This window comes from Streptococcus castoreus DSM 17536 (genome assembly GCF_000425025.1).
GTDB lineage: Bacteria > Bacillota > Bacilli > Lactobacillales > Streptococcaceae > Streptococcus > Streptococcus castoreus.
In genome coordinates, this window is record NZ_AUKZ01000004.1 from 17947 (window position 1) to 41603 (window position 23657).

The following is a 23657-nucleotide window of genomic DNA, read 5'->3' on the forward strand; positions in this document are numbered from 1 at the left end:
CCTCCTATTTCCTAAAACCATTGTGCTGACTTAGTGCTTTAAACCAATAACCCGACTTTTTAATGGTTCGTTTCTGTGTTTCTAAATCTAATGCAATCAAACCATAACGATTTTTATAAGCATTTAGCCAAGACCAGCAATCAATAAAGGTCCAAATCAAATAACCTTTACAATTGGCACCTTCTTTCAAAGCTTTGTGAAGTTGTATTAAATGGTTAGCCATAAAATCAATTCGGTAATCATCCTGAATCTGACCATCCACTAAGAAAGCTTCTTCACCTTCAACACCCATCCCGTTTTCAGTGACTATCCATTCAATGTTGCTATAATTTTCTTTCAAATTAAGCGCAATATCATAAATTCCTGGCTCATAGATTTCCCATCCACGGTGAGGATTGATTTTCTTGCCTGGCATATTGTAAGGTTCAAAGTAACAATCTAACGTGATCGGTTGCTCTTTTTGTCTCCTTGGTGCTTGGACACGCAAGGGTTGGTAATAATTAACACCCAAAAAGTCTACAGGATTATTTTTAATAATAGCTAATTCATCAGCACAATACTCTGGCAAGATGTCCTCTTCCTTTAAAATACTAATTAGCTCATCTGGATAAACTCCCAAAACGGATGGATCTAGGAAAGATTTTGTTTGGAAAAGCTCTGCAATTCTTGCCGCTTTCAAATCCTCTGGATGATCACTCCGTGGATAGGCAGGGGTCAAATTGAGAACAATACTAATCTTGTGCTCAGAATTATGTTCATGACAGGCTTTAACAGCAAGGGAACTGGCTAATTGTGTGTTGTAGGCCACCTGAACGGCTGCCTTAGCATCAACCTTACATGGATAATGGTAATGCCCTAAATAACCGCATTCCACTGGGACAATCGGTTCATTGAAAGTAATCCAAGTATCTACTAAATCTCCAAAAAGGGAAAAACAAGTTTTGGCATAAGTCTCATAAGCCCAAACTATTTCCTTACTTTCCCAACCTCCTTTTTCTTGCAAGATATACGGAAGGTCAAAATGGTAAAGATTCACAATTGGTTTAATGCCTTGTGCTTTAATTTCTTTAAATAACTCTCGATAAAAAGCCACTGCTTTAGAGTTAACTTGCCCAATGCCCTCTGGAATTAAGCGAGACCATTGAATAGATAATCGAAAAACGGTATGACCAGTCTCTTTTAACAAGGCAATATCACTCTTATAATTGGTGTAAAAGGTTGATGTTGTTTCTGGACCAATACAGTGATGGAATTTTTCTGGTTCAATGCTAAACCAATAATCCCAATTATTTAGACCTTTACCGTCTCCCTGAACAGTTCCCTCACTTTGAGGTCCTGAGGTTGAACTCCCCCATAAAAAACCTTTTGGAAATTGATAATGACAAACTTTTTGATTCATGCAATTCTTCCTTTCTATCTTCTAAACTAAATTCATTATAGGAAGAATCACAATTAATGTAAACGTTTTTAGAAATCAAATTTTTCCTTATTGCCAAGGAAGATAATTGTCAACGTTTTTCTCATCCAAGACGCATCAAATCCACAAAGATCAACTGCCTATAGCTAACAGAACAATACATTCATCGGAAAACTAAAACAAACCAAATAACTAAAATCCATTATCAAAAGGGCAAAAACGACCTGCTCTACCTCTCTTACTTATCGTAAAATAACATGATTCTTATCGTTCATTTTTATCTCGGACACTTTAACAATCCTCTTCTTTTTAATAAATCAAACGAGTAAACTTCCTTTACATGCTAATATGATTTATTTTTGAGCAAGAAAAAGACAAACCTCTAAAGGAAGTTTGTCTTCAATCTTAAAATGAAACCTCACGTCTCATCTTTTTTTAATTTTTCGCGTTCCAGACGTAAACGTCTATTAGGATTCAATAAATTAAATAATTCTTCTAATTTTTCGGCATTCCAGACATCTGCTGCCGAAACAAAATTGCCATCCTTATCCATAAAGGATATTGGTTTATCTCCCATGGCTAACCTCCTACAAATATTGGTTAAACGGACTAGCATTGTTACTTGATGCTGAAATGGTCCAACTTACCATAGTCTAAAAACAGTTTTTAATCCACAAACTCAAATTCAAACTGACCAATGCGAACAAGATCACCATCTTTAGCACCACGTTCACGAAGTGCCTCATCAACCCCCATGCCACGTAGTTGGCGGGCAAATTTCATGATAGATTCATCACGTTCCATATTGGTCATGACAAAGAGACGTTCTAATTTTTCACCAGACAAGACCCAAGTGGCATCGTCATCACGTGTAATGTCAAAGTCTTTCTCAGCTTCTGAAAAACCATAGTAAGCTTCTTCGTCAACTAAATCAGATTCATCGTATAACAAGAACTCATCAGTCTTAGCCAACAATTCTGCTGTCGCTTCTAATAAATTGTCGAGTCCTTGATGTGCCAAACTTGAAATTGGAAAAATCATTGGCACTTCCTCAAATTCATCATACTGGGCGACCAATTTTTCCTTGAAACTAATCAAGTTCTCTTGCGCTTCTGGCATATCCATTTTATTAGCCACAATAATTTGCGGGCGCTCCATCAATCGTAAGTTATAGGTTTCAAGTTCATTGTTAATAGAAACATAATCTTCATAAGGATCTCGACCCTCACTTGCAGACATATCAATGATATGCAAAATAACACGTGTCCGCTCAATATGACGGAGGAACTGGGTTCCTAAACCAACACCCTGACTGGCACCCTCAATCAGTCCAGGAAGATCTGCCATCGCAAAACTATCACCAGACTTGGTACGAACCATGCCCAGATTTGGCACAATAGTTGTGAAGTGATAGGCACCAATTTTAGGCTTAGCAGATGAAACCACACTCAAAAGCGTTGATTTCCCAACAGACGGAAAACCAACCAAACCAACATCTGCAAGAATCTTTAATTCTAATTCTAATTGACGTTCTTCACCAGGCTCTCCATTTTCAGAAATTTCTGGCGCTGGATTGCGAGGAGTTGCAAAGCGAATATTCCCACGACCGCCACGACCACCTTTAGCAATAACCACTTCTTGACCATGCTCAACCAAATCTGTAATCACTTTTCCGGTTTCCGCATCACGAACCGTTGTTCCTTGAGGAACAGATACAATGAGGTCTTCAGAACCCCGACCGTGCATGCCTTTAGTCATGCCTTTTTCGCCTGATTTAGCCTTAAATTTACGATTGTAACGGAAATCCATCAAGGTGCGTAAGCCTTCGTCAACTCTAAAGATAACGGAGCCTCCCTTGCCACCATCTCCACCCCAAGGGCCACCATTTGGGACATACTTTTCACGGCGAAAAGCTACCATACCATCGCCACCACGACCCGCTTGGACGCTAATTTTTGCCGTATCTAAAAACATACTCATACTTTTTATTCTCTGACTTTCTTTTACTGTAAAAAAACGCCTTTCAGCGTTTTCTTACATCAATACTGATAGGGCACCCGCAATAAGCCCACCAACAGTTACAAGAACCATTAGGACAACAACAAACATTGTCACTTTTTCAAAGGTTGTCTTTTTGCGAGGTCCATTTTCTCCAAATGCCACGTTTCTACCTCATCTTATGATTTTTCTTTTTATATCTTAACATGAAAACCAGTTTTAAGCAAATAACAAATGAACCTTGCTACCAAGCATTCATCTGTCACCATTTCTTGTGAATTCTTCTCTAATATGATACATTAGAATTTACAAAATAATATTTAGGAGATTTCCATGGTTCTACCAAATTTCAATCACAATCTTGAAAAATATGCTAACCTACTGGTCAAAAAAGGTATTAATATTCAAAAGGGTCATACCCTTTTGATTACCATTGCTGCTGAGCATTACTACTTCGCTCGTCTTTTAACCAAAAAAGCTTACGAAGCTGGGGCTGCAGAAGTTGTTGTTGACTACATTGATGACCAAATCACGCGCGAAAAACTCTTGATGGCTGATGAAGATCGTCTTCTAAAGGTTCCAAATTACGTGGTTGAAAAATCACATTACTTCCTTGGTAAAAAAGCCAGTCGTTTAGTGGTCCGTTCATCTGACCCAAATGTATTTGCTGGAGTTGATTCAGAACGCTTATCAGGAGCTACCCGCGCCACCTCAATTGCCCTGGAAGAGCAACGCGCTGCCACCCAAGCTAATAAAGTCAGCTGGAATCTTGTAGCTGCTGCAAGTCCAGAATGGGCTGCCATGGTTTTCCCAGATTTGGCAACTGAAGAAGAACAAGTTGATGCCCTCTGGGATGCTATCTTCAAGATGAACCGAATTTATGAAGAAGATCCTATCAAAGCATGGGAACAACACCAAGAACGCCTTGTTTCTAAAGCTAATATCTTAAATGACTATCAATTTGATGCCCTCCATTATACGGCACCCGGAACAGACTTGACCCTTGGCATGCCTGAAAATCATTTGTGGGAAGCAGCTGGAAGTAGCAATGCTCAAGGGGAAGAATTCATTGCCAATATGCCAACCGAAGAAGTTTTTACCGCACCAGATTATCACCGTGCAGATGGTTATGTGACATCGACTAAACCGCTTTCTTATGCCGGTGTTGTGATTGAAGACATGACCTTTACTTTCAAAGATGGGAAAATTATTGATGTAACGGCTAAAAAGGGCGAAGAAACCATCAAACGACTGGTTGAGGAAAATGATGGTGCTCGTTCTCTGGGTGAAGTGGCGCTGGTCCCTCATAAAACCCCAATTTCTCTTTCTGGTTTAACCTTTTTTAACACCCTTTTTGATGAAAATGCCTCTAACCACTTAGCTATTGGCTCTGCCTACGCTTTTAACATCAAAGGTGGGACAGAAATGACCAACGAGCAATTAAAAGCAGCTGGTTTAAATCGGTCTACTACCCATGTTGATTTTATGATTGGTTCTGAACACATGGATATTGATGGGATCACTAAAAATGGTCAAGTCATTCCTATCTTCCGTGGGGGAGAATGGGCTATTTGAAAACTTCATAAAGTCTTATACCATGATGATAAAAAATGCTTCTCCAACCGATATGATCACTACTTAAGAAAAGCTTATATCCTACAAATCTTGCCAATAATCTGCTAAGAGAGTTAATTCTTCGGGTTTTAATCTTCTAAATTCACCCACTGCTAGTTCATCATCAAGTCTCAATGGTCCCATGCTGACACGCTGTAAATTGGTAACTTCCTTGCCACAGGCCGCGACCATCCGCTTTACTTGATGGAATTTACCTTCTTTAATGGTTATTTTAACCAAACTGCTGCCTTGTTCTAAATCAGTCTCTATCACTTGCAATTGTGCAGGCAAACACTGATGATCTTTTAAGACAATCCCTCTAGCAAATCGATCTTGATCTTCATTAGTCATAATACCTATCACTTTAGCAAGGTATTCTTTTGCAACATGTTTTTTAGGTGATAGAAGCTCATGAGCTAACTTACCATTATTTGTGAGCAACAACAAGCCATGCGTATCTTTATCTAGTCTTCCGACAGGAAATACTTCTTTTTGATGCGCCACATCATCAAGTAAATCCAGAACAGTCTGATGAACTGGGTCTTCCGTCGCCGAAACAACACCCACTGGTTTATTTAAAAGGTAATACACAAAGGGTTCATAAGCCAAATCTTTTCCTTGATAAGTCACCTGATCCTTATGCTCATCTACTTGAAACTTTGCTGAGGTTTGAACAACTTGATTCACTAAGATTTCTTTCTTTTTTATGAGATGCTTGACCTGACTCCGAGTTCCAATCCCAGCTTCCGCTAAAAATTTATCTAATCGCATACTGACCCTTTCAAAAGAAATTCTTTAAATAGTATAGCACAAAAGATAGTCCTTTTAAGACTGTAAGCGTTTAATATATTATAATGGGTTCAAAGAATTGGAGGTAAAAATGACCATTTATTCTCAAATTTACAAAACAACTCACAAACATTCTGCCAAGATGATGGGCTCTGGTGACCTTGATGTGTTGAGCACCCCTGCGCTTGTTACCTTTATGGAAAACACTTCTTATTTATTTGCCCAAAGCCAGTTAGACAACGGATTAACAACAGTTGGTAGCGAGATCACCATTCAGCATTTAACCGCTTCTACCATCGGTAAGCCAGTTACAATTATCATCACAGCCCTCAAAGAAGAGGGACGAAAATACGATTTTCGGCTCGAAGCTTTTGTTGAAGAGCAGTTGATTGGCAAAGCTTGCCACACAAGGGTATGTGTCAACAGCAAAGAATTTCTTGCCAAACTAGCAGATTAGGCATGTTTGCACTATGAAAAAGGAGCTAAGCAAGATACTTTAAAACAAGAGAAAATCACTATAGATCATACACGTTAAAAGTGCTGATTTATAGTGATTTTTTAGGCTAATTTTATTCTAAAAGTTAAGATTAGATTTTATCAGCACCTATTGTCTAATGATTTTCAAATACTAACAAATAGCTTTTACACCTGTTATTTGCCCATTTCTTAATGCAACCTTTGATAGCGGTCTGCTTTTAAATCTGTGATTGTCCACATCGCTATAAAACTAACTAAGTAAAGAGAGGCTAAGAAAATCATGACCATCGCTACACCAGACACATCCAAGATACTTCCAATAATAACTGATGAAAAACCTCCCAAAGCACGTCCAACATTAAGAATAACATTATTGGCTGTTGAACGAATATGATGTGGATAAAGTCTTGTAATCATCGCACCATAACCCGCAAACATTCCATTAACAAAAAATCCCACGATTGCACCACCAATGACCATACCAGTCATGGAATTGGCAAATTGGAAAAGATAAACACAAATAGCTGATGCTAATAAGAAAATGGAATAAACCAATCGTGGACCAAACTGATCTAAAATGTGACCAAAGACCAACATGCCTAGACACATGCCCAAAATCGTTGATACCATCCACAAGGAGGAACTCTTAACAGAAAGGTGCAAACTTGTTTGAATAATCGTTGGCAACCAGTTCATCATTCCAAAATAACCAGCAATTTGTACTGTCGTCATAACCATTAAAGCAAGGGTTTGAGCAGTCAATGTTCTTGTCTTAAATAACTCATTAATTCTAACAGGTTGGCTACCTTCTTCCTGCTCTTGACCATAATTATCCCAAATTTTTTCGTCATCTATAGCCAGTTTCATCCAAATCACCAAGAAAATTGGGAGCAAACCAAAAAGAAAGAGGCCACGCCAGCCAAGACTTGGAGCGAGCCAGCCCGCTAAAAGAGCTGAACTGATAGATCCTAGTTGCCCCGCAATACCATTTAACGAAGAGATTCGTCCCATCTTACCGGGAGGGACAATTCCTGCCATAATAGCAATCGCAACCCCATATTCACCACCGACTCCAATACCTGCTATGAAGCGCATTGCATACAAAAAAGAGAGCCTTTGAGTAAAATAGATAGCACCTGTCGCTAAAGAAAAAAGGACAATAGTCCACTTAAAGACTTTAAATTTGTGATACCTATCTGCCAGTAAACCAAATAATAGACCACCAACCAACATTCCTAAGTTGGTAATAGTCGCAATCCAGCCTCCCTGTGTCCCACTAATGCCAAGTTCTGTAATAATTGACGACATGGAAAAAGCTAAAAACATCACATTAAGATCATCTGTTCCAGATGCTACAATAGCAGCCAATAAGGCACGTTTGTTATTCTTGTCTAAAGACAATTTTGACATGGTATTCTCCTTTTAATAGCAGCTCTCTGACTACTTTAATTAATGGAATACCTCTTTTTTAACACCAAAAAAGACTCTGGTACAAGTCCCGCGAGTCATTTCAAGCTTACAAAAAATTCGAGTCTCTAATAAGCCTCTCTATCATTGTCACTTTCATGTTTCACGGAACATGTTTAAAGCGGTATTTCATTGTTAATAGTATAATCAAGCCGACTCTCATTGTCAAGTTATTTATCAGATAATTCTTCTCTTACCTGATCCAGTCTCCTAATGACGAATTACCGTTAAGCATTAGACTATGCAAAACACATGAAAGATTTTTCAGTAAGAAATAACATTGTTTGCATGTCAATGTTCAGATATTCCACAACAAATGATTATTTTTAGATTTTTTACTATTATGAATGGTTTTCATCTGTACGATAATTCGGAAATAACCATTTACTGCGTCTGTCATGACATCAGACAAAAAAACTTTCCCTTCTTTTCCTTTCTTGTTATAATGCTGTACAGAGGTGAAAAAAATGAAGACTATTGCTTTTGATTCTAACAAATATCTGAACTTACAAAGAGATCATATTTTAGAACGTATCAGCCAGTTTGATGGCAAACTTTACATGGAATTCGGTGGTAAGATGTTAGAAGATTACCATGCTGCTCGCGTACTGCCTGGCTATGAACCTGACAATAAAATTAAACTGCTTAAGGAACTAAAAGAACACGTCGAAATTGTTATTGCCATCAATGCCAATAATATTGAACATTCTAAAGCTCGGGGAGATTTAGGGATTTCCTACGATCAGGAAGTTTTTCGTTTAATCGATAAATTTAATACTTTAGATATTTACGTTGGATCAGTCGTGATTACCCAGTACAATAACCAATCCGCTGCTGATACTTTTCGTAAACAGCTGAAAAAAAATGGCATTGCTTCCTATTTGCATTACCCAATCAAAGGTTACCCGACTGATATTAATCATATCATCTCTTCTGAGGGGATGGGGAAAAATGACTACATTAAAACAAGCCGTAATCTTATCGTTGTAACAGCTCCCGGTCCTGGTTCTGGAAAGTTAGCCACCTGTATGTCACAAATGTACCACGACCAAATGAATAGTGTCACATCTGGCTATGCAAAATTTGAAACTTTCCCTGTTTGGAACCTTCCTCTCCATCACCCGGTTAATTTAGCTTATGAAGCAGCTACTGCCGATTTAGATGATGTGAATATGATTGACCCTTTCCATCTAGAAACTTATGGCAAAACTGCTGTCAATTATAATCGTGATATTGAAGTATTCCCAGTCTTAAACCGAACCTTTGAACGTATTTTGAACCAATCGCCATATGCCTCACCAACAGATATGGGGGTCAATATGGTCGGCTTTTCAATTATCAATGAAAAAGCTGCTATTGAAGCGTCAAAACAAGAAATTATCCGCCGCTACTATCAAACCCTTGTAGATTTTAAAGCAGAACGTGTCACGGAAGCTGCTGTTAAGAAGATTGAACTCTTAATGAATGATATTGGAGTTACTCCTGAAGATCGTCAAGTCACTGTTGTTGCTCGCCAAAAAGCAGAGCTGACTAGTCAACCCGCCCTGGCTTTACAATTACCTAATGGTCAAATTGTAACCGGAAAAACATCTGAACTATTTGGACCAACTGCAGCCGTCATTATTAATGCAATTAAAACACTGGCTAATATTGACAAGGCAACCCACTTAATCGAACCCGAATACGTTAAACCAATTCAAGGACTAAAAGTAAACCATCTAGGGAGCCAAAATCCACGTTTACATTCCAATGAAATTTTGATTGCGCTAGCCATTACCGCTAGAAACAATGAACAGGCTAATCTTGCCATGAAAGAGCTCGGAAACCTTAAGGGGAGCGAAGCGCATTCTACCGTCACTCTAACCGATGAAGATAAAAATGTTTTGCGCAAATTAGGGGTTAATGTGACCTTTGATCCTGTTTATCAGCACAACAAATTGTACCGTAAATAAAATAGTTCTATAATTTCTGTAGTGGATAAAACCACTGCGGAGATTATAGAACTTTTTGTTTGATTTTGGCTTCAAAACACAATTACATAAACTCTCTAAGATTTTTCATTATCTCCTGTTATTGAGCGCTAACTTGACATCAAAGACCTTTGAAATAAATAAACAAAAAGCCTGCTAACTGAGGCTAACAGACTATTCTTTATCAATTGTTATAGCAACCGAAAAGCTATTATTTCTCATCAATGACTAAACGAACTTTTTTTCCTAGAGTTGGAACCGAGTAGACAATCGATCTTATCGCTGTAATAGTACGACCTTTTTTGCCGATAACACGACCGATGTCTTGAGCATCCAAGTCAAGATGATACTCTAAAAAATCAGGAGTATCTTCAATTTTAATGGTAAGATTATCTGGTTGTGAAATCAAAGGTTTCACAATAGCGATAATAAGATTTTCAATGGTATCCATAGGCTTTACTATTTAGAGAATTTTTGATCGTGGAATTTAGTCATAACACCAGCTTTTGACAGGATGCTACGAACAGTGTCAGAAGGTTGTGCCCCTTTAGACAACCAGTCAAGAATACGATCTTCTTTAAGTGTCACTTGATTTTCAGCTACAAGCGGGTTATAAGTGCCAACCGTTTCAATGAAACGACCATCACGTGGCGCACGTGAATCTGCAATGTTAATACGATAGAAAGGTTTCTTCTTAGAACCCATACGAGTCAAACGAATTTTAACTGCCATTTGTAATATCTCTTTTCTTATAATAATTTCAAGAAATAGCTTTGCTAATCCTTATATGCACTAGTATAGCTTAACTAAAATCTTCTGTCAAGTTTTTTTCTTGACAGTTTTTGAATTAATAAAGACTACTGATAACTCTAACAAGACGTCCAAAATAAGAAGTATCATTTTCTAATTCTCTAATTAATCGCTTTGTTAGATCAGGTTTATCTGTAATAATCCCTTGGATAGGTTTTAATAAATAATGTTCGATTCTCTTAGCATCGTTAATGGTCCAAACATAAATATCTTTTTTCTCCCAGAAAGCTTGGGTTGACAAATAAGACCTATATGAAAAATCCTCAATCACATAAAAATCAACCCTCTCATCACCAAACAGACCAAATTGGATCGGAATCACATAACCCGTGGTGATTGAAGAATCTTTTTTCTCTATTGCTTCCATCACTTTTAAATTAAGTGACATCACCTTATTTTCCTTACCGACACCAAGTCTGTGATAAGTTTCCAAGAAAAGATCGACATAATTCTTAGGTTCAGAACCCGTTGGTTTAAGTTCAATTAATAGTGGCATTTTTAATGCCTTGGCTCTTTTATAAAAGGTTTCAAATGAAACAAAGTGACTTGAAAATCGTCCCTGATGAATTCTTAATTGTTCAACTTCTTTCAACGTTAAATGTCGAATTTCTTCGTTAATGCCAGCTAAGCGTTTTAATTTATTATCATGCGATACGACAAACTGGTTATCCTTAGTTAACATTAAATCTAGTTCAACATAATCGCTATTCGCTTTTTTAGCACCTTCCAGTGCTTCCAACGAATTTTCAACACCTGCTGAAACAAGACCTCGATGAGCTATTACAGTCTTTGATGTGGGACTTTTGAAAACCGATAAACGCTCTAAAGATTGATAGGCAAAACCCAAAGTTATCAGAAAAAGCAGCAGAACGTATCGTTTACGACATCTATTTGGCTGGTCTTTGACCAAAACTTCTCTACTTGGTTCAATCTCTTCTTTTAGCATCACTGCAGAGCAGAGTTTCAAGAAAATAGTAGCAAAAAAGATTAATTCCCAAATAGCCGTCAATGAAAGTAGTTGTATGAGTGATTGACCTTCCTTAGGATTAATAAAATAGAGCAAAAAAAGAATAAGAGAAATCGCCACTGATAACATCAAGAAAACAAAACCGCTAACGGTTATGAGTTTTATAAATAGAGACACTCGATGACCTTTTGTCCTTTGCCAACTCTCTACTAAGGCTTCTTTCACCGTCCGATGTTTTATCGCCAGCAACGGTAAAAAATAAATCAATCTCAGATTGAGATAACATAAAAAGATAAAAACGGCATACAAAAAATATTGAGTTGTAGCTGTTTTAGATAATTCTTTAACAATAAATTCTGGCACATAAAGTTTTTCAGTAATAACCGAGGACAACCCCAGATGCAAAACTGGAATAGTAATCAGAACATAAGCTAAAAAAAGGAATAATTGGTAGCCTGAAAAAGTCCTCCAAATACGACCAAGATAAGATGAAAATTGTTTCCCAAAATCTCTAATACTTATGTCTCGATTAGTAATGATACGGTAGAGTGCAAAAAATTCTAGATGGATAAACACAGCCAATAAAAATAAATAAACGCATAACAGGGCAAGTGCTATCGGATTCTTAAAAAAGGTTAAAAAATTATCTTTGTCTAAATGATATTGACCGGTGACACTTAAAATTGAGTAGAAACATTCAGACAATACAAAATTAGCAATTGTAACAAATAGTAATTGAAAGACACTTGCCTTTATTAACCAAGATAGTCTGATTTTTGTCATTATTGAGAATAAATCAGATAAAACTGTCATTGAAATCTCCTTTTAACAGTTAATGTAATAACCTAAAAAATTCCCAGTTAAACGGCGTTTAACTAGGAATTAAAAAGCCACGAGCATATGTTTGATGACCTCTCCACCATAAATCCAAAAATAGCTAAAAACAATAATCGAAATCAGCCAAAAAATCATGATAATTATCAAAAATCGTTGATGGCTCATTCAACTTAATCCTATCATCATAATCAACACAGCCGCAGGAGCCAGTGGAGAAAGCATATTTAAGATAAAAAAGACTTCAAATGTTTTAGCAGTTAATTTTTTCTCGTAGAGATCTAATTGATCTTTCGTTAAAATAATCGAATAAAAGGCTTTCCATATTTTCTAACGAGCCTAAATACTATTGAAGAGCCGGTGTAAATCCCCGTAACATTAAGTAAAACCCCAAAAACAGACCCAAAGACCAGAAAACCGACTACTGTGGTCACACGCTCCTGGGATAATTGGGATAACAACTTCGATAATTTTTGACCAACTATGCTAAAACCTTAGGGATTGAATAATATCAAGTTATCTCATCAAATAGACAACTGGAACGATTGATAACAGAATTGATAGGGCACCAAACACTTTTAACTTTTTTTCAAAAATATATAGAGATACCAAAGCTACTCGTAGCGTAAAGCCTCAATTGGATCTAATTTACTTGCTTTATTAGCCGGCAATAGACCGAAAATAATGCCTATCGCAGCTGAAAAAAGAATCGCAACCAATGCTACATCTAAAGAAACAGCAGCTCCTTTTAATTTCAGAGCACTTCCTAAAACGCCTACACAAAGTTGAGCTAGCAATAGACCCAGTAAACCTCCAATAACGGTCAGAACAATTGATTCTATCAAGAACTGCGCAAGGATTTTTAAACGAGTGGCTCCCAAAGCTTTTCGCAACCCAATTTCTCGTGTCCGTTCAGTAACAGAAACTAGCATGATATTCATCACTCCAATGCCACCAACGAGCAAAGAAATTCCTGCAATAGAACCAATAACTGTTGTCATAATCGCAAATTGAGTATCAATTTGCTTGATGAGTTTGCTATTATCCGGAATAGCGTATCGTCCATCTTTAACGTGAGATAGCTTAGTCAACATGTCTGCAGCAGCATTTCCTAAGACAAGGCTTTGACGAACATCACTCACGTGAATGTAAATAGAGCCGACCTCTTTAACATTAAACTCAGAAGCCACTTGTGTGTTAGCCATAATAGCACTACCCATTAAACCACCTGTGGTAATAGCAGATTGCTCGGTTTTATAAATTCCTATAACAAGGTAATCTTTATTGCCTAAACTCACAACTTTATTTAGCGCTTTTTCATAGTTGCCTTTTCCAAAGAGTTCATCTGATAAAACAGTATCTAATAGTATAATACGAGAAAAGTTTCGATAATCTTCTGGTTTAAGTGTCCGTCCTGCTACAATAGCATAATCTTTAACTTTGAAATAATCTTGGCTAACCCCTGTAATCGAGGTGTTTTTCACCTTCTTTTTTTCATAAGAAATGGTTGAGGAGGTACTATTAGTAAAATAATAAGAATCAATCCCTTTAATATCTCTAACAATTTGTTCTAACCACTCAGCTTTGACTTCTTGAGTGTTTTGGTGCGGATATAAGGAAGCATAAGAATCTTCTTCCTCATCATTTCCTTTGTAGTAAAGTTGAATCTCTTTTTGATTACTTGAAAAAGAGTCTGTAACACTTTTTTTCATCGCATTACCAAGCCCCATGATGATAACGACTGCTGATACCCCAATAATAATCCCTAGCATGGTCAAAATTGAGCGCATCTTATGCCCCCAGATAGAACTAAGAGCAAATTTCCAATTTTCCATTAATTATTTATCCTCCTAGTCAATTCTGACCCTTTTTGTTGTATCAGTTGTAATCTCACCATCACGGATAACAATTTTTCGAGTTGCAAAATCGGCAATTTCCGGCTCATGAGTAACCATAATGATTGTTTTCCCTTCCTTATTTAATTCTGTCAAAAGCTGCATAATTTGCTGACCTGTTTTAGTATCCAAGGCACCTGTTGGTTCATCTGCCAAAATAATAGAAGGATTATTCACCAAGGCACGTGCAATAGCTACTCTCTGTTTCTGTCCCCCTGATAATTCCGATGGCAACGACTGTATCATTTAAAGCAATTTGTGCTTTATTCACCTCTGATTGAGCATTCGCATAACTGTCATTTAAATCTTGTAATTGTTGCTTGTAACTGGCATTTTGCTGAGCTGACGGCTGAACTGTTGTCGTTGTTTCTTTCCCTGTTTCCTCATCTTTAGTGGTATCAGTTGTCGCTACAGGGACCCCGTAAGTTTTTAAATGATCAATCTGGCGACCAATTTTATTCAAATTGCGAACAGCTGTATCATAGGCTGCCTGAGGAACAGTTTTATTGTATTGAACCAATTGCTGTCCCTTGGTTACCTGATCTCCCACTTTGACAGTTACAGTTGCATTTGTCCCTTTGCTTGAATCAAAATAAATATATTCTTCCGAAAGTGCTTTGACAGTCCCCGAAAGCAATGTTGAAGAAGCTATACTGCCTTCAGTTACATTAACCAACGAGTACGGTTTTTTGACAGTACTAGCTGAAAGCTTATCCTGTTGCTGTTTCCACAAAATTCCTCCGATAACCACTAATGTTAGTACACTAATTCCAATGATAATACCGTTTGTTTTCTTTGACAGTCTAATCTTCCCTTTTTTAGACATTTCTGTCCCCCCTTTTTTGTACTACTTCCATAAGACAAGTATATGACCTTTTAAAACACTTGTCAAGAATTAGTTAATTTTTTATAAAACAGGTCATAAAGTCGATATCCCATTCTATTGTAACGCTTTTTGCTTGTCCCGCACAAACACTTTTGTAATAGTGACCAGATAAAAAGCCATTTTAAGTTTCCTTAAAAATGGCTTTAGGTTCTAAATTGCTTGTGTCGTAAAACCACGGCTTTCTAAAACTTTTAGCATGGCTTCGGCTGTGTCTAAGGCAGTGAATAAGGGCACTCCCTGTTCAATGGCTGAACGACGAATTATTTGTCCATCTTCATCTGCTGTTCGTTTGGTCCCAACAGTATTGACAATGGCTTGAACATTTCCGTGACGAACAAGCGTTGGGATATCATTATCACTTTCACCTATCTTTCCAACGAAATGAGTAACAAGTCCTTGTTCCTCAAAATACCTTGCCGTTCCTTCCGTCGCTAACACACGATAACCAATTTTGTCAAATCGTTCAGCTAATTTCAAAGCTTCAGACTTGGTATCATCAGCTATCGTAAACACAATATTGCCAAACTCTGGAAGATGGAAGTAACTAGCTTCAAATGCTTTATAAAGAGCTTTTTCAAGCGTTATATCTGTTCCCATTACTTCACCTGTTGACTTCATCTCTGGTCCTAAAAGACTGTCAACCTTGGCCAATTTAGTGAATGAAAAAACCGGTGCTTTGACATGGACATTTGGACTTTCAGAATAAAGACCATCCTGATAACCTTGTTCTGCCAAAGATTTTCCTAAAATCAGATTTGTTGCCACCTGTGCCATTGGAATATTTGTTACCTTAGAAAGAAATGGCACGGTACGGCTAGCACGTGGGTTAACTTCAATCACATAAACCATTTCATCTTTGATGACAAATTGAATATTCATCATCCCGATACAGTTCAGTCCAATCGCCAGTCGCTTAGTGTATTCTGTAATCGTTTCTTGAACTTTCTTTGAAAGTCCTTGTGGGGGGTAAACCGCCATTGAGTCTCCTGAGTGAACCCCTGCACGTTCAATGTGTTCCATAATTCCGGGAATCAAAACGTCTTTGCCATCTGAAATAGCATCAACTTCACACTCATGACCAATGATATAGCTATCAATCAAGACGGGATGGTCAGGACTAGCTTTGACAGCTGTACGCATGTAAGAATGAAGATCTTCTTCATTTTCAACGATTTCCATCGCACGTCCACCAAGAACATATGACGGGCGAACCAAGACTGGAAAACCAATCTTACGAGCTGCTTCAACGGCTTCTTCTTCATTAATCACTGTATAGCCTAGCGGCTGTGGGATAGTCATTTCCTTAAGTGCTTGTTCAAAGAGATTTCGATCTTCGGCACGGGCAAGATCTGCAACCTGTGTCCCAAGAATAGTGACACCAGCATTTGACAAGCTTTCTGCTAGGTTAATCGCTGTTTGACCACCAAACTGGACAACCACACCTTTTGGCTGCTCCAATTCAATCACATTCATCACATCTTCAAAGGTTAGTGGTTCAAAATAGAGTTTATCTGAAACTGAAAAATCTGTCGAGACTGTTTCAGGATTTGAATTCATGATGATAGCTTCATAACCAACTGCTTGAATGGCTTTAACCGAGTGAACGGTTGCATAGTCAAATTCAACCCCTTGCCCGATACGGATTGGACCTGAACCAAGGACAATTATGGATTCTTTGTCGGACTTAATTGACTCATTTTCCCATTCATAAGTTGAGTAGAAATAGGGTGTTGCTGACTCGAATTCAGCAGCACAGGTATCAACCATCTTATAGACTGGGACAATCTGATTCTCAAGTCGAAAAGCACGCACCTCATCACTTGTCATCTTCCAAAGCTCTGCAATCTTACGGTCTGCAAATCCATTTCGTTTGGCATCTCGTAAAACAGTGACATCCTTGACGTTTGTTACAAGAGCCTGCTCGATTTCAAAGATATGAAGGAGTTTGTCTAGAAAGAACAGGTCAATCTTTGTTAGCTCTGCCATTTCTTCAATCGTATAACCGCGACGGATGGCTTCTGAAAGGTAGAAAAGACGATCATCTTGGGCTTTAACGATTTTTTCAATGAGGGCATCATCTGTTACCTCTACTAGTTCTGGCATTTCATTATGGTAAACACCAATCTCTAAAGAACGACAAGCTTTTAGCAAACTTTCTTCGATATTTCGACCGATAGCCATTACTTCACCAGTTGCCTTCATTTGCGTCCCAAGGTGACGTTCACCATGTTCAAATTTATCAAATGGAAAGCGTGGAATTTTAGCAACGACATAATCAAGAGCCGGCTCAAACATCGCATAGGTTGTCCCAGTAACGGGGTTAATCATCTCGTCAAGAGTCAAACCAACAGCAATTTTAGCCGCTAATTTTGCGATTGGGTAACCTGTTGCTTTTGAGGCGAGTGCTGATGAACGAGACACACGTGGATTGACTTCGATAACATAGTAATTAAAACTATGTGGATCAAGGGCCAGTTGAACATTGCAGCCGCCCTCAATTTTAAGGGCACGAATGATTTTCAAACTAGCGTCACGTAACATTTGATTTTCAATATCTGATAACGTTTGTGTTGGAGCGAAAACGATTGAGTCTCCTGTGTGGATACCAACTGGATCAAAGTTTTCCATATTACAAACAACAAGGGCATTGTCAGCCGCATCACGCATGACTTCATATTCAATTTCCTTGAAACCAGCGATTGAGCGTTCAATCAAGCATTGTGTTACTGGGGATAATTTCAAACCATTTTCAGTAATCTCACACAATTCTTGCTCATTAGCACACATCCCACCACCAGTACCGCCTAGGGTAAAGGCTGGACGGACAATGACTGGATAGCCAATAGCTGATGCAAAGGCAACCGCCTCTTCAACCGTATTAACAATTTCAGATTCTGGAATTGGTTGATCAAGTTCTTTCATTAATTGCTTGAAAAGATCCCGATCTTCGGCCCGATCAATAGCTGATAATGTTGTCCCAAGGAGTTCAACACCAAGTTCACCAAGAATACCCGCTTTTGACAATTCCATTGCCATATTAAGACCAGTTTGACCGCCAAGTGTTGGTAACAAGGCATCTGGGCGTTCTTTTCGTAGAATGCGTGTCACAAATTCAATGGTAATTGGCTCAATATAAACCTTATCTGCAATTTCCTTATCTGTCATTATCGTTGCTGGATTTGAATTGACAAGAACAACACGATAGCCTTCTTCTTTCAAAGCAAGACAAGCCTGAGTTCCTGCATAGTCAAATTCAGCAGCCTGACCAATGATAATCGGACCCGACCCAATAACCATGATTTTTTTAATATCTTTTCTTTTTGGCATACTTAAGATATGAAAGGCGACCAGAGAACTCTCAAACTAAGGAAACCAACAAATACTTACGTCCCAGCAAGTGACCTAAATTCTGAGATTTTCGTCGTGTTCTATTTTGAACGCCCCTTCTTTCCCCTTTCTTTATTCGCTACCTCACTGGGTAACATGAAATCATTTCTGATGATTTTTTAACAAAAAGTATTGTTTTTACTAGCAATTAATACATAAAATCATTGACTCTCTAGGATTCACAATTTCAAACTAAACCATGACTCGAAGTCTTATAAGGACAGACAAATCGTTTCCATTGACTTTTTCTTGAGTGATCGCCATACAAATTGCTCCATTGGACAAGAAGTCCACTAACTCGTTTACTTTAGTGGTGGTGGTTTATCTCTTGTTTTCGCTGCCAAGCATCAATCATTTCCAAAAATTCATCAAATAGGTAACTGGCATCATGTGGTCCAGGGGCAGCATCTGGATGGAATTGGACAGAAAAGGCTGGGAGTTCTCTATGCCTAACCCCTTCTACAGTTTTATCATTAATTTCTTCGTGGGTAACCAATAAACTATCAGGTAAACTCTCACGCTCCACAGCATAACCATGATTTTGACTTGTAAAATCAATGCGTCCAGTCGCTATTTCTTTTACTGCATGATTGAAACCACGATGACCAAAAGGCATTTTGAAGGCTCTAGCCCCATTCGCTAAGCTAAAGAGTTGATGCCCCATACAGATTCCAAAAATAGGAATTCTACCTTGAACACCACGGATCATGTCTAAAGCTTCTGGCAAATCTTTTGGATTTCCTGGTCCATTTGAAAGCAGTAAGCCATCCGGATTTAACTGAAAGATTTCCTCTGCCGTTACATTGAAAGGAACCACCGTAACGTTACATTGCCTTTTTGAAAGTTCTCTTAAAATGGAATGTTTTAAACCCAAATCCACTAATACAATATTTTTTCCAATCCCTGGTGCTGGGTAAGCTGTCTTGGTTGAGACCTGTTCAATAGCATTGCTTGGTAGGACTGTCGCACGAAGCTGATCTTTTAAATGCTCAATCGTATCCCCATCATCAGCCAGTGTTGCTTTCATGGTCCCGTGTTGCCGAATCATTTTAGTTAATGCTCTCGTGTCAATACCTGAAATTCCTGGAATGCCTTTATTTTTCAAAAATTCATCCAAAGTCATTTGTTGGCGCCAATTGCTTGCGCGTCTGCTCACCTCAGATACAACAATGCCTCTACAAGTTGGTGTAATAGATTCATAATCGTCACGATTGATGCCATAATTTCCAATAAGAGGGTAAGTAAATGTTAAAATTTGCCCATTATAAGATTGGTCAGTGATTGATTCTTGATAGCCTGTCATTCCTGTATTAAAAACAATTTCACCCGTAACATCTTTATCTGCACCAAAAGGGCGTCCTTCAAAAACAGTGCCATCTTCCAAAATAAGTAATCGTTTTGTCATTTCAACACCTTCCAACACGTTTTAAAACGTGTTTGACTATTTTTCACTTCTCCCATTAAGAATGGCTTCAATAATTGCCATACGAACAAAGACACCATTTGCCATCTGGGTCACAATTCTCGCTTTAGGAGCTTCTACCAAACTATCTGCAATTTCAACGTCACGATTGACTGGAGCTGGATGCATAATAATGGCTGACGCTTTTAAAGACTTGTAGCGCTCTTTTGTCAAACCAAACTGCCTATGGTAAGCTTCTTTTGAAAAACTTTGACGCCCATCATGACGTTCATGTTGAACACGAAGAAGCATCAAAACATCCAATTCATCAATAATCTGATCAATAGCAACATAAGTCCCATAATCATCAAATTCTGACGCATACCATTCTTCAGGGCCATAAAAATACAACTCTGCTCCTAGCCTTTTTAAAATTTGCATATTGGATTTTGCCACACGAGAATGGGTCAAATCCCCGGCAATGGCAATTTTCAATCCTTCAAATTTCCCAAATTCTTCATAAATAGTTAACAAATCAAGCAAACATTGACTTGGGTGTTGACCAGAACCATCACCACCATTCACAATAGAAGCCGTAACCGTTGGACTCTCCACCAATTCTTTATAGTATTCATCTTCTGGATGACGAATCACACAAATTTCTGTTCCAAGAGCACTCATGGTCAAAACCGTATCATAAAGTGTTTCACCTTTATTAACAGCACTTGTATCAGTATTAAAATCAAGAACGGTTAAACCAAGTTTCTTCTCAGCGACTTCAAATGATTTGTGCGTTCGGGTTGAATTTTCAAAAAATAAATTGGCGACAAAATGCTTTTTATTATCTGAAAGAGTGACCTTACCTGCCTTATATTCTGAACCACGACTGAGAAGCCCTAAAACGTCTTCATTCGTCAGCTGTTCCATGGAAACTAAATTTTTGAGTGCAACACGATGATTTACGACTGACATGATTATCCCCTTTATCAATAACTAATGACAACTAAACAAGTAAATGAATGACTTATTACTTTTCCGGAAGAACTTGATACAAGATAATTCCAAGAAGTGTTGCAAAGGCAACACCTGAAATTTGAAGCCCATTCACTTGAAGCATAAGTCCTCCAATTCCAGACACCAAAATGACACTGGCAATTAACAAATTTTTCTTATTATCCATATCAACTTTAGCTTCAATCAGGATTTTCAACCCACTGGAAGCAATAACACCAAACAATGCCACTGATATCCCACCAATCACTGGCGTTGGAATGGATTGGATCAGTGCTGATACTTTACCAACAAAGCTTAGAAGAGCTGCAATAACCGCCGCACCGGCAATAACATAAACTGAGAATATTTTATTTAAAGCCATCACACCAATATTTTCACCGTAAGAGGTTACTGGCGGAGCACCTAAGAAACCGGCAATCATTTGAGCAAAACCATCACCCATTAGTGTTTTTTCAAGACCAGGATCCTTGAAATAATCCCTTTTGGTAAGGCTATTTAAAACCATGATATGCCCAAAATGTTCTGTCATTGTGACAAAAGCAATCGGTGCCATTGTTAAGATTGCACTGGGATAGAATTTAAAACTATAAGTCAGAAAAGGCATTTCTACTGCTGGAATACTGAACCATTCGGCTTGTGCCACATTCGTAAAATTGATAATTTCCTGTCCCGTTATCATCCCAACAAATAGTGCAAAGAGGTAACCAATCAACAATCCTAGTAAGATTGGAATAATAGCTACAATCCCTTTCCCATAGATATTGAAGAAAATGACTGATAATAAGGTAACCAAACCAATGACAACGTAGATTAGGTTATATTTTCCGTCCTTTAGCATGACATCATTAACAGCTGTCGAAGCAAGGCTAAGACCAATAACCATAACAATCGGACCAACAACAACTGGTGGCAGAATTTTATCAATCCATTCATTACCAATAGTTTTTACAACAAGAGCAACAATCAAGTAAACCAAGCCACCTGTGACTGCACCCTGTGCGACTGCACCAATGCCATCTGTTTTCATTAACATTTGCATAGCGGCAATATAAGCAAAACTTGATCCCATGTAAGCCGGAATTTTAAACTTGGTCACTGACAAATGGGCTAGAGTTCCTAAACCACTTGACAATAAGGCGACTGATGGATCAATTCCAACTAAAATTGGGACAAGGACAGTCGCCCCAAACATCGCAAATAAGTGCTGGAACGACAAACCAATTAAAATACCTGCTTTTGGCATTTCTTCCACATCATAAATAACATCTTTCACAAAACAACCTCTTTCTTATGTTGGATCAACAATGCTAACACGGTCTTGACCATCAATTTCGACAACCTCAACGACAATTTCTTCCACACTACTGGTTGGGATATTTTTTCCAACATAATCTGCGCGAATCGGCAATTCACGATGACCACGGTCAATCAAGACCGCTAAACTAACACGAGCAGGACGCCCTAAACTAACCAAATTATCAATAGCTGCGCGAATGGTTCGTCCTGTGTAAAGCACATCATCTACCAAGATAACATCTTTACCAGTAATATCAACCGGCATAGTCGTTGTGTCTTCTTCAACTTTCATATCATCCCTAAAAGGCTTAATATCTAATTCCCCGATCGGTAAATTTAAACCTTCTAACTGTTGCAATCGTTCTTGAATACGACGGGCTAGAAATACTCCACGAGTCTTGATACCTGCCAAAACCACATTGTCTAGCTGCTTGTTACGCTCAATGATCTCATAAGTAATACGTGTCATAGCACGTTTCATGGTGACATCATCTACAATTTCTTTAGACTTCATGTAAAACCTCCTCAAAATGTCAAAATAAAAAATCTCCCTGATAACAAGGAGATTCAACAAAACATAGCACAATGACATGATGTGCATTTCTTCAGATGGGTCTCCTTGACAGCCTCACAGGACCGTTTTAAAGGAATATTTTATTTCTACCAGTATAGCAAAAACACCCTCCAAAGACAAGTATTTTTTTAGAAAATACATCCTGAGACCTATTGTTTTTGTATCATGACAATAGTACAATAAAACCAATTATTAAAGTGATGAAAGCGAGAGACTTTTATGCAACTTAAAACATATCAACCAAACCACAAGCAGCTAATCCAACTAATCACAGGATTTGGTATCATCTTGTCATTGCTATTCTTCGTTTACTTTCAACAACATCCAAATTTCTTTACGGTCGGTGGGATCTTCCAATCCTACTTGATTAAACTTGGAATTCTAGCCCCCTGCCTATTTATCTTAATTCAGATGATACAGGTTGTTTACCCTGTTATTCCAGGTGGATTGACTTGCGTTTTAGGACATGTGGTCTTTGGTCCTTTTATGGGATTGGTTTACAATACGATTGGTATTTTCATCGGTTCACTCCTTAGCTTTTTATTGGCTAGAAAATATGGTGAACAGTTTGCCAAAGCTTTTGTTTCTAGTAAAACTTACGATAAATACATCCCTTACTTAAACAAAGGAAACTATTTTGAACGTTTCCTTGCAATTGCCTTTATTCTGCCAGGTTTTCCCGATGATTTTCTTTGTATGGTAGCCGGTTTAGGAAAAATGTCTCTGCGCAAGTTCATCATTATTTTCCTTCTTACAAAACCAATCACACTTTATATCTATACTATTCTCACTTACCAAGGCATTCAATTTGTTGGCCAAGTGCTTCAATTCTGATTAAGATAATCATTTACCATCAATCA

Annotated in this window: 19 protein-coding genes and 2 pseudogenes; 4 read left to right on the forward strand and 17 right to left on the reverse strand. The window is 38.0% G+C overall.

Going from position 1 to position 23657, the window contains the following annotated elements:
• Window positions 1-4: 4 nt before the first annotated feature.
• The 4 genes from H346_RS0100940 to H346_RS10125 form a co-directional block, all read right to left on the reverse strand.
• Window positions 5-1399 (reverse strand): glycoside hydrolase family 1 protein, encoded by a 1395-nt coding sequence (locus H346_RS0100940; RefSeq protein WP_027969418.1) that lies wholly within the window; start codon window positions 1397-1399, stop codon window positions 5-7.
• 436 nt (window positions 1400-1835) lie between these two features.
• The gene (locus H346_RS10420; RefSeq protein ID WP_027969419.1) at window positions 1836-1994 is read right to left on the reverse strand and encodes a hypothetical protein; all 159 of its coding nucleotides are present in this window, start codon (window positions 1992-1994) and stop codon (window positions 1836-1838) included.
• Window positions 1995-2083: 89 nt separating this feature from the next.
• On the reverse strand, window positions 2084-3397 hold the full coding sequence (gene obgE, locus H346_RS0100950; protein ID WP_027969420.1) for a GTPase ObgE: 1314 nt from the start codon (window positions 3395-3397) through the stop codon (window positions 2084-2086).
• Window positions 3398-3451: 54 nt separating this feature from the next.
• Window positions 3452-3580 (reverse strand): DUF4044 domain-containing protein, encoded by a 129-nt coding sequence (locus H346_RS10125; protein WP_083940703.1) that lies wholly within the window; start codon window positions 3578-3580, stop codon window positions 3452-3454.
• 168 nt (window positions 3581-3748) lie between these two features.
• On the opposite strand from H346_RS10125, the gene H346_RS0100960 reads away from it, so the two are divergent.
• The gene (locus tag H346_RS0100960) at window positions 3749-4990 is read left to right on the forward strand and encodes an aminopeptidase (protein ID WP_027969421.1); all 1242 of its coding nucleotides are present in this window, start codon (window positions 3749-3751) and stop codon (window positions 4988-4990) included.
• Window positions 4991-5071: 81 nt separating this feature from the next.
• Here H346_RS0100960 and H346_RS0100965 read toward each other — a convergent pair whose 3' ends face one another.
• Window positions 5072-5800 (reverse strand): pseudouridine synthase, encoded by a 729-nt coding sequence (locus H346_RS0100965; protein WP_027969422.1) that lies wholly within the window; start codon window positions 5798-5800, stop codon window positions 5072-5074.
• 109 nt (window positions 5801-5909) lie between these two features.
• On the opposite strand from H346_RS0100965, the gene H346_RS0100970 reads away from it, so the two are divergent.
• The gene (locus H346_RS0100970; RefSeq protein WP_027969423.1) at window positions 5910-6275 is read left to right on the forward strand and encodes a thioesterase family protein; all 366 of its coding nucleotides are present in this window, start codon (window positions 5910-5912) and stop codon (window positions 6273-6275) included.
• A 209-nt stretch (window positions 6276-6484) separates the two neighbouring features.
• Here H346_RS0100970 and H346_RS0100975 read toward each other — a convergent pair whose 3' ends face one another.
• Entirely contained in the window at window positions 6485-7705 is a 1221-nt protein-coding gene (locus tag H346_RS0100975) for an MFS transporter (protein ID WP_027969424.1), read from the reverse strand.
• Window positions 7706-8229: 524 nt separating this feature from the next.
• Between H346_RS0100975 and H346_RS0100980 the strand changes: the two genes are divergently transcribed.
• A complete protein-coding gene (locus H346_RS0100980; RefSeq protein ID WP_027969425.1) occupies window positions 8230-9714 on the forward strand; it encodes a DUF1846 domain-containing protein in 1485 nt (494 codons plus the stop codon).
• Between the two features lie 229 nt (window positions 9715-9943).
• Here H346_RS0100980 and H346_RS0100985 read toward each other — a convergent pair whose 3' ends face one another.
• From H346_RS0100985 to pyrR, 11 genes and pseudogenes are all read right to left on the reverse strand, one after another.
• Entirely contained in the window at window positions 9944-10183 is a 240-nt protein-coding gene (locus H346_RS0100985) for a KH domain-containing protein (protein ID WP_002985072.1), read from the reverse strand.
• 8 nt (window positions 10184-10191) lie between these two features.
• Window positions 10192-10464 (reverse strand): 30S ribosomal protein S16, encoded by a 273-nt coding sequence (gene rpsP, locus H346_RS0100990; RefSeq protein ID WP_027969426.1) that lies wholly within the window; start codon window positions 10462-10464, stop codon window positions 10192-10194.
• Window positions 10465-10579: 115 nt separating this feature from the next.
• Window positions 10580-12322: a glycerophosphoryl diester phosphodiesterase membrane domain-containing protein gene (locus H346_RS0100995; RefSeq protein WP_027969427.1), complete on the reverse strand. Its 1743-nt coding sequence runs from the start codon at window positions 12320-12322 to the stop codon at window positions 10580-10582.
• 635 nt (window positions 12323-12957) lie between these two features.
• On the reverse strand, window positions 12958-14178 hold the full coding sequence (locus tag H346_RS0101005; protein ID WP_027969428.1) for an ABC transporter permease: 1221 nt from the start codon (window positions 14176-14178) through the stop codon (window positions 12958-12960).
• 15 nt (window positions 14179-14193) lie between these two features.
• A pseudogene (locus tag H346_RS09525) lies at window positions 14194-14481 on the reverse strand (ABC transporter ATP-binding protein); the annotation flags it as partial.
• Window positions 14438-15064, reverse strand: a pseudogene (locus H346_RS09530) (efflux RND transporter periplasmic adaptor subunit); the annotation flags it as partial. The pseudogenes H346_RS09530 and H346_RS09525, both read right to left, overlap by 44 nt.
• A gap of 210 nt (window positions 15065-15274) precedes the next feature.
• Window positions 15275-18451, reverse strand: coding sequence for a carbamoyl-phosphate synthase large subunit (gene carB / locus H346_RS0101020; protein ID WP_027969430.1), 3177 nt, complete (start codon window positions 18449-18451; stop codon window positions 15275-15277).
• 367 nt (window positions 18452-18818) lie between these two features.
• Complete coding sequence (locus tag H346_RS0101025) at window positions 18819-19916, reverse strand: carbamoyl phosphate synthase small subunit (protein WP_027969431.1); 1098 nt, start codon at window positions 19914-19916, stop codon at window positions 18819-18821.
• A gap of 36 nt (window positions 19917-19952) precedes the next feature.
• On the reverse strand, window positions 19953-20885 hold the full coding sequence (locus tag H346_RS0101030) for an aspartate carbamoyltransferase catalytic subunit (protein ID WP_027969432.1): 933 nt from the start codon (window positions 20883-20885) through the stop codon (window positions 19953-19955).
• Window positions 20886-20940: 55 nt separating this feature from the next.
• The gene (locus tag H346_RS0101035) at window positions 20941-22200 is read right to left on the reverse strand and encodes a uracil-xanthine permease family protein (RefSeq protein ID WP_027969433.1); all 1260 of its coding nucleotides are present in this window, start codon (window positions 22198-22200) and stop codon (window positions 20941-20943) included.
• Window positions 22201-22215: 15 nt separating this feature from the next.
• Complete coding sequence (gene pyrR, locus H346_RS0101040) at window positions 22216-22737, reverse strand: bifunctional pyr operon transcriptional regulator/uracil phosphoribosyltransferase PyrR (RefSeq protein WP_027969434.1); 522 nt, start codon at window positions 22735-22737, stop codon at window positions 22216-22218.
• A 279-nt stretch (window positions 22738-23016) separates the two neighbouring features.
• Between pyrR and H346_RS0101045 the strand changes: the two genes are divergently transcribed.
• Window positions 23017-23631: a TVP38/TMEM64 family protein gene (locus H346_RS0101045; RefSeq protein WP_027969435.1), complete on the forward strand. Its 615-nt coding sequence runs from the start codon at window positions 23017-23019 to the stop codon at window positions 23629-23631.
• The last annotated feature ends 26 nt before the right edge of the window (window positions 23632-23657 follow it).

What these genes read in the sequence shown, in the direction of transcription:
- H346_RS0100980 (WP_027969425.1), top strand. Translation starts at nt 8,230, where the DNA reads ATGAAGACTATTGCTTTTGATTCTAACAAATATCTGAACTTACAAAGA.
- H346_RS0100975 (WP_027969424.1), bottom strand. Translation starts at nt 7,705, where the DNA reads ATGTCAAAATTGTCTTTAGACAAGAATAACAAACGTGCCTTATTGGCT.
- carB (WP_027969430.1), bottom strand. Translation starts at nt 18,451, where the DNA reads ATGCCAAAAAGAAAAGATATTAAAAAAATCATGGTTATTGGGTCGGGT.
- H346_RS10420 (WP_027969419.1), bottom strand. Translation starts at nt 1,994, where the DNA reads ATGGGAGATAAACCAATATCCTTTATGGATAAGGATGGCAATTTTGTT.
- H346_RS0100995 (WP_027969427.1), bottom strand. Translation starts at nt 12,322, where the DNA reads ATGACAGTTTTATCTGATTTATTCTCAATAATGACAAAAATCAGACTA.
- H346_RS0100970 (WP_027969423.1), top strand. Translation starts at nt 5,910, where the DNA reads ATGACCATTTATTCTCAAATTTACAAAACAACTCACAAACATTCTGCC.
- H346_RS0100940 (WP_027969418.1), bottom strand. Translation starts at nt 1,399, where the DNA reads ATGAATCAAAAAGTTTGTCATTATCAATTTCCAAAAGGTTTTTTATGG.
- rpsP (WP_027969426.1), bottom strand. Translation starts at nt 10,464, where the DNA reads ATGGCAGTTAAAATTCGTTTGACTCGTATGGGTTCTAAGAAGAAACCT.
- H346_RS0100985 (WP_002985072.1), bottom strand. Translation starts at nt 10,183, where the DNA reads ATGGATACCATTGAAAATCTTATTATCGCTATTGTGAAACCTTTGATT.
- H346_RS0101030 (WP_027969432.1), bottom strand. Translation starts at nt 20,885, where the DNA reads ATGTCAGTCGTAAATCATCGTGTTGCACTCAAAAATTTAGTTTCCATG.
- obgE (WP_027969420.1), bottom strand. Translation starts at nt 3,397, where the DNA reads ATGAGTATGTTTTTAGATACGGCAAAAATTAGCGTCCAAGCGGGTCGT.
- H346_RS0101045 (WP_027969435.1), top strand. Translation starts at nt 23,017, where the DNA reads ATGCAACTTAAAACATATCAACCAAACCACAAGCAGCTAATCCAACTA.
- H346_RS0101025 (WP_027969431.1), bottom strand. Translation starts at nt 19,916, where the DNA reads ATGACAAAACGATTACTTATTTTGGAAGATGGCACTGTTTTTGAAGGA.
- H346_RS0101005 (WP_027969428.1), bottom strand. Translation starts at nt 14,178, where the DNA reads ATGGAAAATTGGAAATTTGCTCTTAGTTCTATCTGGGGGCATAAGATG.
- H346_RS0100960 (WP_027969421.1), top strand. Translation starts at nt 3,749, where the DNA reads ATGGTTCTACCAAATTTCAATCACAATCTTGAAAAATATGCTAACCTA.
- pyrR (WP_027969434.1), bottom strand. Translation starts at nt 22,737, where the DNA reads ATGAAGTCTAAAGAAATTGTAGATGATGTCACCATGAAACGTGCTATG.
- H346_RS0100965 (WP_027969422.1), bottom strand. Translation starts at nt 5,800, where the DNA reads ATGCGATTAGATAAATTTTTAGCGGAAGCTGGGATTGGAACTCGGAGT.